A 16,236-nucleotide genomic window follows, 5' to 3' on the forward strand; every position below is an offset into this window, starting at 1 on the left:
TCGAGGTCAATTGCAGAATTGGGAGCGGTGCACTCTCCTCGCCTCTGGGCTAATCCGCCAATCTAGAGGTTAATCGAAGGGGCCGGCCCGCATCCAAAAATGGGGCCGGCATTCACGACATATGATCAGAATGCGTAATCGAGGCTCAGCGTCACGGTGCGCGGCAGTGTGGGGACAGCCCGAATGCCGTTATTAGGCTGGAAGGGATACTGCATGCCGACATAAGACCGTTCGTTGAACAGGTTCTGCGCGGCCAGCCGTACGGTCATGCTTCCCACTTCCGCTCCGACGTAGGCGCTGGCCAGTTTCAGCGACTTGAATGGGTAATAGGCGCCGCGGCTCTGGAAGAAGTTGTCATACGGGCCCTTATACGAATAATCGGCGCCCGCCAGCAGAGTGAAGGCATCCAGCGGCTTGCGATAGTCCGCGCCCAGCGACCATTGCCAGTTGGAGGACAGGGGCAGTCGGTCGCCTTTCTGGCCGCCGGCCAGTGGCAGGTCCTCATCTAGATAGGCGTCCTGATAGGTCAGCGTGGCTTTGAGGCTCAGATCCTTCGTAGCCTTGAAGCCGGAGCTGAATTCGAGCCCGTTGCTGGTCGCGGAACCTCCGTTGGTGACGTAGATGCAGGTATTGTTGTTCTGCACCTGACTGACGTTGAGCTGCATGCCCTTCCACTTGATGTGGTAGGCGGTCAGTTCGAAGTTCATGCGGCGGTCGAACAGGAGGCCCTTGAGGCCGGCTTCGTAGTTGTCGGTGCGGTCGGGATCGCTGGCGGCGGGGATGTCGCAGGCGCTCGACGGGCTGTTGAACGCGCCGGGGCGATAGCCGGTGGCGAAGCGGGCGAAGGCCATCAGGTCCGGGTTAATGTGGTAGCGCGCGTTGACGCTCCAGATGCCGACGCCGACGCTGCCGGTATCGGCCGGGCTGGAGCCGCCGCCGGTGATGCCGCCGGTGGTGGCAAGGCCTTCCTGCTTGTAGCGGGTGTAGCGTCCGCCCGCGCTGACGTCGAACTTGTCGCTCAACTTGTAGGTCAGGTTGGCGAAGCCCGCAATCTCGCGGTAGCGATAGCGCGAGTGGCCGCTCTGGATGTTGAGGTCGGGGATGAAGGTGCCGTTGGCGTCATAGGCAGGACGGCTGGTGTCTTCGCCCGCGCGCTCGTTGGTGTAGTAGGCGCCGATGGTGTATTCCAGCGGGCCCTTGTCATTCGAGGTCAGGCGCGCTTCGGTGGTGAACTTGCGCAGGGTGCCGTCCAGCGCGAACAGCACGAAGCCGCCCGGATTGTAGAACTGGCTCTGGGTGGAGAACGTGAAGTCCTGGTTCAGCAGCGTGTCGAGCTTGGCCCAGCCCGCCGAGACGGTGAAAGTGGCGAAGTCAAGGTCGTAGTCGGCGCCCGCCGTGATGTTGGTGGTTTCCTGATCGATCGTGGTCGGGAAGTCCGAATAGGTCTTCTGCGGGCCATAGATCGGGTTCAGGCCATCGGCAGTGACGAGCACGGTCGCCACGTCGTCGGCCTTGCCCTTCTGGTAGAGCAGGCCCGTGTGCAGAGAAAGGCGGTCAGTCGCCTGCAGCAGCGCGGAAATGCGCCCGCCATAGGTTTCCGAGCTGTTGGCGTTCTTTTTACCGGTGCCGACGTTGTCGATGTAGCCGGGTTTGTTCACATAGATGACGCTGGCGCGCACCGCCAGCGTATCGGCGATGATCGGGATGTTGACGGCGGCGCGCGGGGACACAGCAAGGCCGCCCGCATCGTTGGTATAGCCAAGGTTCACACCGGCGCGGCCTTCGAAATTGTTTAGGTCGGGCTTCTTGAGCGTATATTTGATCAGACCGCCCATCGAGTTCGCACCGTAGAGCGTGCCCTGCGGCCCGCGCAGCACTTCAAGCGCCTCGATATCGTAAGGCTGAAGGTCGAGCGTGAACAGGTTCCCGCGCCCTGCTGCCGTCGATGAACCGACAGGAAGGTCGTCGATGTAGGTGGACACAAGCGGGCCGGAGAAATCGTCCAAGAACGAGCCGGCAAGGCCGCGCAGCTGGATCGAGTTCATGCCCGGGCCGCCGTAGTTGGAAATAGACAGGCCCGGCACCGAAGCGACCAGATCGGACAACTGCGCGATCTGCTTGGCTTCCAGATCGGCGCCGCCGATCGAAGTGATCGAGGCAGGAACGTCGATCGAGCGTTCATTGCGCTTCTGCGCGGTCACGAGGATGTCGCCGCCTGCGGACTCATTGGCTTCGGCAGTCTGCGCGGACGCGGTCTGCACTGCGGCGATTTGCGTGAAACCGAACAGCGACGCTCCCAGCAACAGCTGCGCGACGGTACGGTTGGTACGACCTCTATTCATAATTTGACCCCCATCTGATGTGAACCCTGTCCTGCAGACCGGATTGTTCCGGTTCCGTGAAAGGCAGTGTGACTTGCTGGTTTCCGGCTGGGAACAACCAGGGATCGAGCCCAGTGTTGCCTGCTGGGCAACACACCGGCAGTAATCGTCCGAACGCCATAACAAAAAGGGCCGCCACGTCAGACGTGGCGGCCAGCAGGGTGGTAACGTCCCGATCGGGATGAGGAAACGTCAGGGCGCGTTGAGGTATCGCGGCGCAGGGACCGGCACGCCGCCGCGAGCATGCGCCACGCAGCGATAGCTGGATGCCTTGCGCTGATCTCCACCGACATAATCCGGGAAAGCCGGATAGGCGCAGAGAGGGCGCTGTGCCGTAATCTTCTCGCCTTCGGCCGGGTGCTGCAAGGCTATCGGCGCAGGTTCGGCGCCCGATTCAACCCAGCGCACGAGTTGCAGGATGACATCGTTCTCGATCGCAGCCGGAACCGATGCTGCCTGGCCGAAGTCGCCGAACCCGGTGCCGTCCGTACCGCCGCCGCCGCAATGGCCCATACCCGGGGCGAAGTAATAGCGGGCAAAATTCTGCGTCGCTTTAAGGCTCCCGCCATTCGCGGCGATGACGCGTTCGTAATAGTTGAGCGTGTCCGGGTAGGGAATGTGCGGATCGGCTGTCCCGGTATAGAGGATCAGCTTGCCCCCATGATCGCGGAATGCCCCGAGGTCTGCGCTGTTCGAATTGAGGTAGGAGGCACTGTTGGCGTCGACCTGATCGAGATCGCGATCGAAATCGAAGCGGCGATAATCGTAGCCGTGCCCGAAGGTCCAGTTCCAGGTATACGAATCGATGTTCTGCCAACCCTCCCCCCCATGGGCGAGGACACCCGACCACTCCGTGCCGAACGGAACGCCCGCGAAGATACGCTCACCCGTCCGGGGATTCGTCGGACCCGCCTGCAGCTTCTGCAGCGCGGTGAACTGGACCTGCGTAAGGCACTCCGGGCCATCGGTGTTGCCTGCACAACGCGGCAGCGTGTGCACGTCGAACTTGCACTGGCGCGGATCGGTCAGGAAACCATCGGAGGCGAGGCCCCCGTCCTTTCCGGCGCAGGTGCCCAGCATGCGGCGATGGACCATCCCCAGCTTCGCTGCCGTCAGCGAATTTCCGGCGGCTCGCTGCGCCATGAAGTTCCAGAGGAAATAGGAATGCAGGTGCGTGCGATTGTTGGCGGGCGCCCCGGCCAGGATGCCATCGTAATCGGCGGGATAGCGCTGCGCGAGCGCCAGCGCCTCCTGCCCGCCGGTCGAGCAGCCGGTGAAGATCGAGGTCGAGGGATCGTCCCTGTAGAACGTGCGGATGAGAGCCTTGGCGGCCAGCGTCATCTGGTGATCGGCGCGGTGGCCGAGATCGACGGCGCTCTCAGGCCGGGCGGTGGCGGGATAGATGGTCGCCTTTGTCGTCACCGGAGACGTGCCGAGATCGGTATTGGCCACGGCAAATCCGCGCAGCAGGCCCGCGACCATGCTGTAGTAACTGATGGCGCCGCCCGGGCCGCCATTGCCTGTGCCCAGGAAGCGGTGGTTCCAGTCTGCGGGGCCGGGAAGCCATACTTCCACATTGATGCGGCTACCCGGAACCGGGCTCATGCGCGCGGTCACCCGGCAGAACGCAGGCAACACTGTGCCGGCGGTTGCGGGTGAAGGACCGAACCCGGATTTCGGAAAGAAGCTCGCGCCCATAGCGGCAGTGACCGGTTGTGCGGACAGGATCTCGCCATTGGGCAGACGGGCCGTGCGCAGGGCATTGCACGCATCCGCAAAGGCCGCCGCGCCGGCTTGCTGCTCGGGCCCTGCGGCGAAGACCGGCACCTCTGCGACAGGCTCCGGCGAACCGGCAGATGCCGTTGCCCCGCCTGCGGGGGAAAGGCCAACGAGGGCGACTCCAAGGGCGGCTGCCCCCGCCAATATCGGGGTCCAGACAAGCGCACGCTGCTTCATCGGCGTTCTCCGCAAGTGTATATCCTTCACGCGCAGAGCACCCGGCGGGCGAGCGTCACCCAGTACGCGGCGCCCGTGGAAAGAACCTCGTCCGCGAAATCATAGGCCGGATTGTGGAGGGGCGCGGCGTCGGCGCCGATACCCAGCCACGCATAAGCGCCCGGTACGGCCTGCAGCATGAAAGAGAAATCCTCCGACGCCATCGAGGGGCGGATTTCGCGGCGCACTTGCGCCTCGCCCACCAGAGCCTCGGCGGCATCGGCGGCGCGCTCCGCCTGAGGGGGCGCGTTGATGGTGGCGGGATAGCCCGCATCGAGCGCGAAAGTGATCGTGCAATTTGTGGCCGCTGCAATCCCTGCGCAGATTTCCCGCACGCGGCCGTGCGCGAAACTCCGGACCTTGGCGGTGAAGCAGCGGATCGTGCCGCGCAGAAGCATTGCCTGCGGAATCACGTTGTCCGCGTCGCCTGCGTGAGCCTGCGTGACGGTGAACACCAGCGCGTCGAGCGGATCGACGTTACGGCTCACGATCGTCTGCAGCGCCACGATCAGCTGCGCGCCTGCCACGATCGGATCGCGCGACAGGTGCGGCATCGCAGCGTGGGCGCCCTTGCCCTCGATGGTGATCCGGAAGGTATCGAGCGAGGCCATCATCGGTCCCGGCTGCACCGCGATGTGTCCGGCGGGCAGGCCCGGCCAGTTATGCAGCGCGTAGATCTCGTCGCAGGGGAAGCGTTCGAACAGGCCGGCCGCGATCATCGCCGCGCCGCCGCCGCCGCATTCCTCGGCGGGCTGGAAGATGAAGTTGATGGTGCCCTTGAGGTTCGAATCCCCCACCAGCACCCGCGCCGCGCCCAGCAGCATGGCGACGTGGCCGTCGTGCCCGCAGGCATGCATCACGCCGGGCCGCGTAGAGGCGTGATGACGATGCTCACCCCCGCATTCGTGAACCGGCAACGCGTCCATGTCGGCCCGCAGGCCCAGCGTCGGCCCCTCGCCCCGGCTGAGGGTCGCGACGACGCCGGTTCCGGCGATGCCGGTGTGCACCTCAAGCCCCATATCGCGCAGGACATCGGCGACCAGCGCGGCGGTCTCATGCTCGTGATAGGCCAGTTCGGGCGCTGCATGGAGGTGGCGGCGCCATTCCAGCATCTGCGGGCCTACGGTGCTCTCGACTTCGGAAATCAGGGTCATGTGTCTCTCAGACCGGACGGTGTTCGAAGAACTGCGCGATCATGGTTGCGCCGATGAAAGTGCCTGCATTGGCGAATAGCGAGACGACCACGATCCGCCAGCCGAGCCGCCGGAATGCTGGAATATCCTTAGCCAGCGACAAGCCCGCAAAGGCAAGGATCGGGGCGGACAGGGCCATGAAGTTGAGCTTGTCCGTGACCTCTTCCATGGCCGCCGCCCACGGAAATGCGGGGTAGGTCGCGGCCATGCCGAACACCGAGCACCACAACACCACCGGTATCTTCACCGGCAACAGGCGGGCGAGCGTGACGGAGACCAGCGCGATCAGCACGGTGATCCCCGCCGCCGCGAACGTAGGGGCATCGACCACGCCCTTGTAGTTCAGCGCGTTGGCGATCACCGCCATTGCGGCGCAGGCCAGCCAGCACAGGCAGATCGCCAGCGGGCCAATATCGCCGCCTTCATCGAAATTCGGCGCATCGAGATCGTCGGGAGAAGTATCGACACTGGCCTTGGTGCGGCGCCCGAGGATCGGCTCCAGCACGCGGTAGGCGAACAGCGTCGTGGGGAGCGAGATAAACAGCGTGAACCAGGTGCCCACCGTTGTCGTGATGATGTTGCTGGCGGCGGCGAAGGCGGCGATGTCCTTTGCCACTTCCTGCGGCTGCTGCGCGGCGATGGCACCGGCGGCAGCGGCCATCATGCTGCCCGAGCCGACGCCCGAGCCCATCGCCATGGCGATCGGATCGAACACGTTCAGGGCCGTCAGGATGGAGGCCAGCACCGCGATGAACACCGCGCCGAACACGGTGCCGGTAAGGTATTCCGCCAGCACGCCGCGTCCTTCGGGGGACTGCATGCCGAAGCGCTCGGCAATGATCGCAAGGCTCGGCTCTCGTCCCACCGAGAACGTCGCGCCGATCGCCTCGCGCTTGATGCCCAGCAGCAGCGCGATCGGCATGCCGAACACCATGGTGCCGAGGAAATGGCCGAATTCCTGAAAGATCAGACCCGTGCCGCTCTCCAGCACGCGCGGCACCGATATGCCGACCATCAGGCCCAGCTTCGCCACAAACAGCATCAACGCGAACTGCAGCAGATGGCTCGCCCGTGCCTGTAGTGCCGGCGGCAGGCTCAGCATGGCCGGCAGGCGCAGCGTGCCCGAAGCGATGCCCCATCCCGCACCCAGCAACAGCGCCCACAATAGCGGGAGCAGCGTCACCGCCCCCACCGGCAGCGGCACGGCGATCGGCCCGACCCACTCGGCGATCAGCACGATCAGTGCCATGCCCAGCACCAGACGCAGCCCTCCGCGCCGCTCCGTGGGCGCCGCCGTAGCGAGAGCCGGGGCCTGTACCATCAGGTGCCGAGGCCCGGCGCGTAGCCGAACGCTGTGGTCGGCGTGGCGGCGGTCTCAACCCAGACGCTCTTGATCTGAGTATATTCGCGCAGCACGTCGACGCCGCTCGACCGGCCGTAACCACTCTCGCCATACCCGCCGAAGGGCGAGGCGACGTTGATCGTCTTGTACGAATTGATCCAGAACGTCCCGGCCCGAACGCTGCGCGACACGCGATGCGCACGCCCGACGTCGCCCGTCCAGACCGCACCGGCAAGACCGAAACGGCTGTCGTTGGCCAAGGCGATGGCCTCTTCCTCGGTGTCGAACGGGATCGCGGCGACGACGGGGCCGAAGACCTCCTCCTGCGCCACGGTCATGGCGTTGGTCGCTCCCGCGATCACGGTCGGCGCCACGAAGAAGCCATCCTGCGGGATCGCCGCCAGCGCACCGCCCAGCGCAGCGCCTTCGGCCAGAGCGCCCGCGATCATACTGGTGACATGCCCGTACTGGTTGCGGTTGTTGATTGGGCCGACTTCGGTGGCAGGGTCAGCCGGATCGCCCACCCGAATGCGGGCAGCGCCGCGCGCCACGAGATCGACCAGTTCGTCATGGACGGAGCGATGGACCAGCAGCCGCGATCCCGCAACGCAGCTCTGGCCCGCACCCGCGAAGATTGCGGCCTGCGCGCCCAGGGCAGCCGCGCGCAAGTCCGCATCGGGGAACACGATGTTTGCCGATTTGCCGCCCAGTTCCAGAACCGAAGGCTTGAGCAGCCGGCCTGCAGCCGATGCAATGTGACGGCCAACTTCGGGCGAGCCGACGAAGACGACCTTGGCCACTTCCGGCGCGGCCAACGCGGCTTGTCCCGTAGTGTGCCCGAAACCGACCAGCACGTTGATGACGCCAGCAGGGACGCCAGCCTCCTCGGCGATCTTCGCCAGTGCCAGCGACGTGAACGGCGTGCGCTCCGAAGGCTTGAGCACCACGGCATTGCCCATGGAGATCGCCGGAGCCACCTGCCAGCCGCCGGTGAACATCGGCGCATTCCACGGGGTGATCTGCAGGATCACGCCGAACGGTTCGCGCACCGTGTAGTTAAGGTGGCTGGTGGGCACCGGGATGACTTCGCCATGCAGCTTGTCCGCCCATCCGCCATAATATTCGAACATCTCGGCGACCTTCATCGCCTCGCCCCGGCAATCGCGGATCGGCTTGCCGGAGACGAGCATCTCCAGCACGGCCAGTTCTTCCACGCGGGCGCGAACGCCGGCGCCGACCGCCTGCATGATACGGCCGCGCTGCGCCGCCGGGATCGCGGACCACACCGCCAGCCCGCGCTTTGCGGCCTGTGCAGCCTCGCGCGCGATGGCCTCTCCGGCGTCGCTCAGGGTAATGAGAGGCTGCCCCGTAACCGGGTCCTCGATGAGGATGTCCTCACCCTCGCCCGCCAGCATCAGGCCCGCGACATGCGATCCGCCTGCTCCGCCTTCGGGCCAGAAGGCCTTGAGTGCTTCTGCCAGCGCCTTGGCGCGGTTCGTACCTTCGATCACGCTCATTTCGCTTCGTCTTCCAGAACCGTGGCAACAATGCGGTTGAAATCCTCGCCGTCGGCGATGGCGGTCTCGCTGTCTTCCCATGCGGCAACAGTGGCGCCCATCATGTCCAGCGACAGTCCGGCCTCGGCGATCAGATCGCGGGCCAGCCGCACGTCCTTGCGCATCAGCTTCATGGTGAAGCCGGAATCGAAGTCCCCGGACAGGATCCAGCGCGGGAAGTTCACTTCGGTGACGCCGCTGCGGCCCGACCCGGAATTCACGCCGGTGATGACGTTCTGCGGATCAAGCCCGTAAGCCTGCCCTAGCCGCACCGCTTCCGCGCCGAGCACCAGATTGGCGGCGCACAGCGCGTTGTTGATGATCTTGAGCGCATGGCCCGCACCAACGCCGCCCACATGCGTACGGATGCGGGTGATCGCGTCCAGCACCGGAGCGACGCCGGAAATGTCATCCTCCGATCCGCCCAGCACCATGCCCAGCGATCCGGTCGCGGCCGCGGAAGGTCCGCCGCTGACCGGCGCGTCGATATAAGCAACACCGCGCGCCGCGAGCAGCGCGCTGACCCTCACACTGGTATCCGGATGCGAAGTGGTGGTGTCGATGATCACCAGGCCCGCTTTCGCGGCATTCAGCATGCCGTCGATCACGGTCTCGACCACAGCCGCGGTCGGCAGGCTCAGGATGATCGTGTCGCAATCCGCGCACAGATCGAAAGCCTTTGGAAAAAGAGCGAAAGCCTCGCCCTTGTCCGCGAACATCTCGCTGACGGCGGGATCGTGTCCCGCCACTTGGAAACCTGCCTCCAGCAGGCTGCCTGCCATGCCGCGACCCATTGCGCCGAGGCCGATAATTCCGACTTTCATTGTACTCTTACGTCTCCTGAGTAGGAGCGAAGCATAGGACACCGGAGGGGCACCGAAAGAAGGCCCTGTCGAACTTGGCGTTGCGCTGCAGTCAACACATGGCATGATAAGCCCATGAAACTCGACGACCGCTGGATCGCCTATCTCCACGAATCCGCACAGGCAGGCAGCGTGCGCGCTGCTGCCGACAAGCTGGATATCAACGCCTCTGCCGTCAGCCGCCAGATCGCGATGATGGAGCGGCAATTGGGTGTGCCCCTGCTGGAACGACACAACAAGGGCGTGCGCGTGACCGAAGCGGGTGAACTGCTGCTCGGCTACTACAACCGCCGACTTGCCGATCAGGAAGACACTGTCAGCCAGATTGGCGACTTGCGCAGCCTCAAGCGCGGCCACGTGATTCTTGCCTTGGGCGAAGGTTTCATCGGCCTGGTCACATCCAACAGCCTTCGGCGCTTCACCCGCGATTACCCGCAGATCAGCGTGTCGATCGAGACGGCCGGCACCAATGGCGTCGTACGCATGCTGTTCGAGGACGTGGTGCACATCGGCCTGGTCTACAGCCCGCCACGCGATGCCCGGCTGCGATCGCACGTAGCGGTTAGGCAAGCGGTTTCCGCCATCGTCGCTCCCGATCATCCACTTGCACAGCGTGAGTCCCCGCTGACGATCCAAGACTTGGCCCCGCACGGTGTCGCGCAGTTGAACCAGAGCTTCGGCATTCGCCAGATCGTGGGCAACATGGAGCAGATCGAAGGCGTGCGGCTTACGACAATGTTGACGACCTCTTCGATCGCAGCGCTCAAGAACTTTGCAGCCCACTGCAGCGGCGTCACTCTGCTGCCTGCGTTCACCGCTGCGCAGGAGATCGCCGAAAGGCGTTTGATAGCCATTCCGATCAAGGGGCAAGCACTAAACGGCCATGCTCATGTGGTCAGCCGATCGGGACGCGAGCTTCCTAGCGCGAGCAAGAACTTTCTACGCTACCTAATTAGTGACCTGCAGACCCTATCTAGGGAAAATTGAGCGAACGCGAGCGAAAAACTCAGCTAAACTGGGACGCGCTGCTGACGGCCATTTTGGGAAAGCCGTTAAGCAGATCTTAGATTGATTATCATAATCAGAGCGGCAATCGACCAAGCCTGCGGCTACCCCCCGGCAGAACGACCCTTCTCAGACGCTCAGCGCCCCATTTTCGATCCCCAGCAGCGGACGTTCCGCTTTTTCCGGCAGCTGCCAACCAATATAGCCATTTCAACGTCGGCACTCAAAGGTCAGCCCACACCGGAACCTGTCATCCAGAGTTGCCAGCGAGCGCGCAGTGATTCGCCCTCGTGCAAGTCGTTCCGGCAGCCAGATTGCATGACCAGAACCTACCGTTCGCGAAATCTATCGTTGATGGGTCTCCGCCTTAAAATGGGCAACAAACCGACATCGAACGACACTCATCGCGATTAGTGGGAGACAAGGCGAGCGCCGACGAAACCCTCCCGACGCCCAGTCCGCACAGAAATGCCGCCTGAAGCGGAGTGAGAGCTGACAACCACCTTACTTTTTCAATCAGTTATCCGGTGTCGAGATGACTAACATCTCAGCGTATCTGGACAATATAACAACACTGTCTAGGTTACGCCGCGACGTTGCAGCTTTCAACGATGGGGATCAAGAAACGTGGCGCTGCCGCCGACCGCAACTGACGTGACCCCCGGATTTTCCTCCAAGCTTGATTAGAGTCTGGCCTGATGGAAGGACGGACGAATGAAGCGAGCAAGGTTCACAGAAGAACAGATCATCGGCGTGCTGAAGGAGCAGGAGGCTGGCGCGAAGACTGCCGACCTGGCTCGTCGCCACGGGGTATCGGAAGCGACGATCTACAACTGGAAGGCCAAGTATGGCGGTCTGAAGGATCTTCTCGCAAAAAATTGGTGACGCCCGCTGCCAAGCGAGAGGCGGTCGCTCGTCTCCAGGCGGTTCTGGGGATGAGCGAGCGGCGGGCGTGCCGTGTTATCGGCGCAGACCGGAAGAGCATGCGTTACCGGTCACAGCGGGAAGATGATGCCGATCTTCGGGCGAAGCTGCGGGAGCTTGCGCAGCAGCGCCGCCGGTTTGGCTATCGTCGGCTGCACATTCTGCTGCGACGTGAGGGCGTGGTGATCAACCGCAAGAAGACGCAGCGGCTCTATAGTGAGGAGAAGCTGGCGGTCCGACGCAGGAGAAACCGGCGGCGTGCCATCGGCGCACGGGCACGGGCTCCCGTGCTGGCGCTACCCAACCAACGGTGGAGCTTGGACTTCGTCCATGATCAGTTGGCGACGGGGCGTCGTTTCCGGGTGCTCAACATCGTCGACGATGTAACCCGCGAGTGCCTGCGCGCAGTGCCGGACACGTCGATCTCAGGGCGTCGGGTGGTGCGTGAACTCACCGAACTGATCGCCGAGCGCGGCAAGCCTGGGATGATTGTCAGCGACAACGTCCTGGGTAGGGAAGCAACGGCGAGATTTGGCCAGCAGGTCTCTATGCGCCGACAATGATCGGCACGGCATGCATTCTGAGCCAGATGGCTTCCACCGTCAACGGGATCGCTCTCTGCCATAGCAAACACAGGATCCAGCGGCGCCGAAGCAGCCGTGGTCCTCACCGTCCTTAGAATGAGATACGCACCCAGGTGGAAGGCCCGAACATTATCTACAGGGTCGCTTTCGCGCCCTCACGGCACTTGCAGAGAGGGGTCCTTCCACCTGGCATCCGGCCGTTCGAGAAACGGCCGGTACTCTGTCCCCGTCTTGATAACGGCGTGAGTCACGCGCGCCATCTTGGCGGTGAGCGCCGTCATCGCTTTGCGGCGACGATCGGCATCGTCCGCGTGCCCGGCGGTATATCGTCCGAGCTTGTCGCGGAAGCTGTTGTCGCGCTGACGGGCGGCGACCTGGGCGGCCATCCAGAATGTACGACGCAATCGCGCATTGCCGTACTTGGATAGCTTCGTGCGACCGCGAAACGTGCCGGACTGGCAGGTTGCAAGATCGAGGCCGCAGAACTTGAGGAACTGGCGGTGATGGTTGAAGCGGCGAAGGTCGCCTGCCTCAGCCAGGATCGTCAGTGCGTTGATCGGACCGATGCCAGGAATATTGCGCAGCAGCTGGTAATCCACATGCTCTGCAAGCTGGGCATGGGCGAGCCGTTCGATCTCGTCGCGCTGGTATATGAGGCTGCGACCTTGTGCGATGACCATGCGAAACATGGAGATTGCGATCGAGTCCTCGGGCACCGGCAACGCCGCAGAACTGCAGGCGGTCGCATACACATCGTTGATCAAACGGGCTTTGGAGACCTTGCGCCCGATCAGCGGCCCTACCTCAGCAGAGAATTCTTCCCGATCAAGCGAGGTGATGCTGGCTGGGGTCGGGAACCGTTCGATCATCGCCAGGAACCAATCCGACCGACTGTTGCCGGCGAAGCGCGCCATCTCGGGAAAATACAGGGGGAGGTAATGGGTCAAGATGCGATGCCAGGTTTGCGTCTTCATTCTGGAGACGACCTCGTGGGTCTTGGACAGCTCTTGAAGGTCGTTGATCCCAGCGGCGAGCGGATCGACGTAGCGCTGTGTGGCGCCGATCCGCAGCATGTGGAGGATCACCTGCGCGTCCTTGGAATCGTTCTTGTCCCAGCCATTATGGAGCGCTTCGCGGGTTCGAGCGAGCGCGACTGATGAGATGAGGCGCAGTTCGAACCCCGCGGTCAGCAGTCTGTGCGCCAGCGTGCGATGGTAATTTCCAGTCGCTTCAAATCCAACGACGATAGGACGACCGATGGCGGCGAGCTGTTCGGCAAAGCCGTCGTAGTCCTCCTTGGTCGCCATAACGGTCATACGTCGGCGCCGCCCGCCTTCCGGTCGCTCGATGAGAACCTCCTGCCGGTTCTTGGACATATCGATGGCTACCAGCACGGCATCGGCAGGCGTAGGGATGAGCTTGGTCATGGTCGGTTGGCCTCCAAAGTGTTGTCTCGACAACTTCACTTTAGACACATGCTGGCCGGCCATGGCTTGCCCTGATGAAGCCGGCGGCCGCTTCGCGACCTTGTCTTCATCAGGGCCATAGCGGCTCCCGATCCGGCGTTTCCCAATGTGCTACGGCACCGAGCTGACGTCGAACGCCGTCCTTGCCTGGTGTGGCGAGATCGGCGTGGAGTGGCACTACATCGCCCCGGGCAAGCCGATGCAGAATGGCTACGTCGAGAGCTTCAACGGTCGCATGCGCGACGAACTGCTCAACGAGACCCTGTTCCTGAGTTTGGACCATGCCCGTGTGGTGATCTCCGCCTGGGCAGAGGATTACAACCAGCAGAGACCGCACTCATCCCTTGGTTACGAGACCCCAGCGGCCTTCGCCGCCGAACTGCAAAAGCAATGGCCTGCTCCGCTGCGCCCTCCGGGCTCCGCTCCACAGGCCATTGCTTCATCCGCGCTCATGCGCAACAAAGCTGCCCGGCTCTAATCCCGACTGGAATAAATCCGGGGGTCACGTCAGCAGCGCTGCCAGATCGTCGGCCAGAACACCATCTGCAAGAAATAGCCTGCCGGTCCATCCGCGTGGCGGCGGATCCGTGGAGAACCCGCCAGGCCACCTGACCGCTTCTGTCGTAGCCGGGGCGTCCAACCCCGGCTAGACGACGGACCCAACCAGCGGACACCATGCCTCTGCGCTTCATCCACACCGCCGACTGGCAGCTCAGCAAGCCGCGCTCCAACGAACTGAACACCGGGCGAGGGAAAGAGCTGATGGAAGCTGCCGAGCGGCCACCCATCGAAACAGCAATGGCGCTGCGTATGACGATGGAATCAGGGTTCGACCGGCGGCTAGAGGTTCGCGCCCGATCGAGCGATCAGCTTGGGCAAGGTAACAGCGACAGGATGCTGCAAGCCGGCGGATGTCAGCATCCAGCTCCTAAAGGGGGCGAACAGCACCGCGAAAGCAATCACAGCCAACAGCACTACTAAAACGCGAGAATGAAACCTCGTTTCCATAAATGTCCTCTCCTTCTATTTTGCGATAGGTGTAGCAACGTTTCCAAGCTTGGAAAGAGCATTTTCCAAGCTCGTCAGACCACCTTTTACCTGAAGCATCCTGCAAGCGTTGTCCCTGGAAGCGCGATCGACGTGTGAGTTCAGAGACGATAGAACGACTGCCACCGTCCACGCCCCGGAGCGGCAGCCCCAACGAGAGGATTGGCGATGAGTACGATCGAGCGTCTGCGTGAAGCGACCGAAGATGATGTCCGGCAAGCACTGGAGGAAACTGCGCTCTACGGCTTCCCGCAAGACGAAACCGATCTGCTCAGGCTCTTCAAGGCGATCGTCGACGTCGTGCTCGGCGCCCGGCGAAATCCCGAGAGCTAGAAGCAGTCTTTTCCCCAACGCCTCGCAGCCTCATTTCGGAAACGCCGGCCTCGACGCTTGGCTCTCGTGATCCGACGGGTGCAGGCTTAGCCGCCATTGGTGCCGTTTTCGGCAGCCTTCTGGCTGTCGCCTTGATGTGCTGTCTTGCATCAGGTGTGGCAAAACGCTTGCACCAGGGCAATTGGACGGCGTTTCTGGTTCTCGGCCCACTGGCAATCGCTTCGCTGAGCGGCCTGACTCACAGCGGTTTTGTCAGGCTCTGCGCGGCATATGGCCTGTTCGGCGCATTCTTTTTGTGGCTCACAACCCGAAATAAGAATTTGGGTGCGAACACGCTTGAACGGGATGGTAAGTAATGGCGCTGCGCTGCTGGTTTTATCCTGCGCTACTCGCCGCTTTAGGTACACAACGCCGGCCAGATCGAGCGGCGCTTCGCGCCCTCGTCCGGCTAGGGCACGAAGCATTTCCTTGAATAGTAGACCCTGGACAACGACGCCGGCAGGTTAGTCGCGGTTTTGGCGCTCTTGTGCAGCTCGACAAAGGCGAACTTGATGATCGCGTCAGGTGCGTGCTCGGCGCCCACAGGGCATTCAGGCAGTCATCTAGCGGTAGAAGCGTGTGCCGGCGAAAGGCGACGACGATCGCTTTTTCCTCGATCGACAGCATCGAACCAACGTTCAGTGTGACTATCGGGCAGTGACAATGGTCGAACCCGGATCGCGATAGCAGCTGCACACGTCCGCCAGGTTGCGGGCCCATCGACGCTTCTCACGCCATCGAAGCGCCCTGGCCAGCCGGCAAAGCTCTGTCCGGCGGGTTGTGGCAATTTCTTCGGCCACGTGGGCTCTGCAACCGTTGCAGGTTATATCGGCTCGCTCAACCCCGTCGCTGCGGGGCTGCCTTGACGAAGTAACCTAAAGCCGGAGCATTCCGGAGACGGATCACACCCGGCCAAGCGCGGCCTTCGCCCCGCTCGTAACGGTGTAGACCGCAAGCCTTTGGGCACCCCGGTTAGCATGATCGACCTTGTAACCTTGGTAATGACGTGTGATCAAGCCTGCGCGGACTAGTTCGGAAACGGCCCGGCTCACTGATGTCATTCCCGAAGAACGCACCCGAAGCGCGACCTCTTCGGCCACCAGACTTTTCGCGTCGCTATCCCGCTTCGGAAGCAGCCCCTTAACTTCGAGTTCGCCCCGGATACTTTCAACAATGGCCCTGCGCTGGTGATGGCGCGCAGCCGTTGGCGCCATGGCATCGGCCAACCATTCACGAATGGGCACGAGTTCTTTGCCCTGGCGGACGTACGGCCCGGCTTGGCCGTTTGCATCCGCAACGCCGGCAATAAGATCGAGCACCATGAAGGTGTAGCGCGGCCGGGCGGAGCGCGACGCAATGGCCTCCATCACAGCGGCTATCTCCCCGCTACGGGCTATGCTGACATCATGTTCAAAGGGCAATTCCAACATGGAACGAATCAAGCACATAATGGAATCGCTGTGAATCCCCCAATCGGCGTTGAAACGATAACGCATGTCGTTTGACGC

General features: G+C 62.9%; 10 protein-coding genes and 4 pseudogenes. 5 read left to right on the forward strand and 9 right to left on the reverse strand.

The features are described from left to right. Positions 1-125 precede the first annotated feature (125 nt). The 6 genes from ACFFDA_RS08295 to ACFFDA_RS08320 all read right to left on the reverse strand — a co-directional run bounded on the left by ACFFDA_RS08295 (position 126) and on the right by ACFFDA_RS08320 (position 9,291). Positions 126-2,342: a TonB-dependent receptor gene (locus ACFFDA_RS08295; RefSeq protein WP_404478652.1), complete on the reverse strand. Its 2,217-nt coding sequence runs from the start codon at positions 2,340-2,342 to the stop codon at positions 126-128. Positions 2,343-2,573: 231 nt separating this feature from the next. Further along, positions 2,574-4,337 (reverse strand): tannase/feruloyl esterase family alpha/beta hydrolase, encoded by a 1,764-nt coding sequence (locus tag ACFFDA_RS08300; RefSeq protein ID WP_404478653.1) that lies wholly within the window; start codon positions 4,335-4,337, stop codon positions 2,574-2,576. 26 nt (positions 4,338-4,363) lie between these two features. Continuing rightward, positions 4,364-5,530 carry a M20 aminoacylase family protein gene (locus ACFFDA_RS08305; RefSeq protein WP_404478654.1) on the reverse strand — a complete coding sequence of 389 codons (1,167 nt, stop codon included), beginning with the start codon at positions 5,528-5,530 and terminating at the stop codon, positions 4,364-4,366. Positions 5,531-5,537: 7 nt separating this feature from the next. After that, complete coding sequence (locus ACFFDA_RS08310) at positions 5,538-6,890, reverse strand: DUF3100 domain-containing protein (protein WP_404478655.1); 1,353 nt, start codon at positions 6,888-6,890, stop codon at positions 5,538-5,540. After that, positions 6,890-8,428: an aldehyde dehydrogenase family protein gene (locus ACFFDA_RS08315; protein ID WP_404478656.1), complete on the reverse strand. Its 1,539-nt coding sequence runs from the start codon at positions 8,426-8,428 to the stop codon at positions 6,890-6,892. The genes ACFFDA_RS08310 and ACFFDA_RS08315 overlap by 1 nt, the downstream gene beginning before the upstream one ends. Next, positions 8,425-9,291, reverse strand: coding sequence for an NAD(P)-dependent oxidoreductase (locus ACFFDA_RS08320; RefSeq protein ID WP_404478764.1), 867 nt, complete (start codon positions 9,289-9,291; stop codon positions 8,425-8,427). Before ACFFDA_RS08320 ends, ACFFDA_RS08315 begins: the two co-directional genes overlap by 4 nt. Before the next feature lie 114 nt (positions 9,292-9,405). Between ACFFDA_RS08320 and ACFFDA_RS08325 the strand changes: the two genes are divergently transcribed. Both ACFFDA_RS08325 and ACFFDA_RS08330 read left to right on the forward strand, forming a co-directional pair. Beyond that, complete coding sequence (locus ACFFDA_RS08325; protein WP_404478657.1) at positions 9,406-10,317, forward strand: LysR family transcriptional regulator; 912 nt, start codon at positions 9,406-9,408, stop codon at positions 10,315-10,317. A 732-nt stretch (positions 10,318-11,049) separates the two neighbouring features. After that, positions 11,050-11,786, forward strand: a pseudogene (locus ACFFDA_RS08330) (transposase); the annotation flags it as partial. A 190-nt stretch (positions 11,787-11,976) separates the two neighbouring features. On the opposite strand, the pseudogene ACFFDA_RS08335 reads toward ACFFDA_RS08330, so the two are convergent. After that, a pseudogene (locus tag ACFFDA_RS08335) lies at positions 11,977-13,270 on the reverse strand (IS110 family transposase). A 154-nt stretch (positions 13,271-13,424) separates the two neighbouring features. On the opposite strand from ACFFDA_RS08335, the pseudogene ACFFDA_RS08340 reads away from it, so the two are divergent. The 3 genes and pseudogenes from ACFFDA_RS08340 to ACFFDA_RS08350 form a co-directional block, all read left to right on the forward strand. Continuing rightward, positions 13,425-13,787: pseudogene (locus tag ACFFDA_RS08340) on the forward strand (transposase); the annotation flags it as partial. A gap of 197 nt (positions 13,788-13,984) precedes the next feature. Next, positions 13,985-14,290 (forward strand): hypothetical protein, encoded by a 306-nt coding sequence (locus tag ACFFDA_RS08345; RefSeq protein ID WP_404478658.1) that lies wholly within the window; start codon positions 13,985-13,987, stop codon positions 14,288-14,290. A 234-nt stretch (positions 14,291-14,524) separates the two neighbouring features. Further along, positions 14,525-14,689, forward strand: a complete 165-nt coding sequence (locus tag ACFFDA_RS08350; RefSeq protein WP_404478659.1) for a hypothetical protein — start codon at positions 14,525-14,527, stop codon at positions 14,687-14,689. 549 nt (positions 14,690-15,238) lie between these two features. On the opposite strand, the pseudogene ACFFDA_RS08355 reads toward ACFFDA_RS08350, so the two are convergent. Both ACFFDA_RS08355 and ACFFDA_RS08360 read right to left on the reverse strand, forming a co-directional pair. Continuing rightward, positions 15,239-15,358: pseudogene (locus tag ACFFDA_RS08355) on the reverse strand (IS481 family transposase); the annotation flags it as partial. A 272-nt stretch (positions 15,359-15,630) separates the two neighbouring features. Beyond that, positions 15,631-16,224: a hypothetical protein gene (locus tag ACFFDA_RS08360; protein ID WP_404478660.1), complete on the reverse strand. Its 594-nt coding sequence runs from the start codon at positions 16,222-16,224 to the stop codon at positions 15,631-15,633. Between the last annotated feature and the right edge of the window lie 12 nt (positions 16,225-16,236).

Source organism: Novosphingobium sp. BL-52-GroH, from assembly GCF_044813085.1.
GTDB lineage: Bacteria > Pseudomonadota > Alphaproteobacteria > Sphingomonadales > Sphingomonadaceae > Novosphingobium.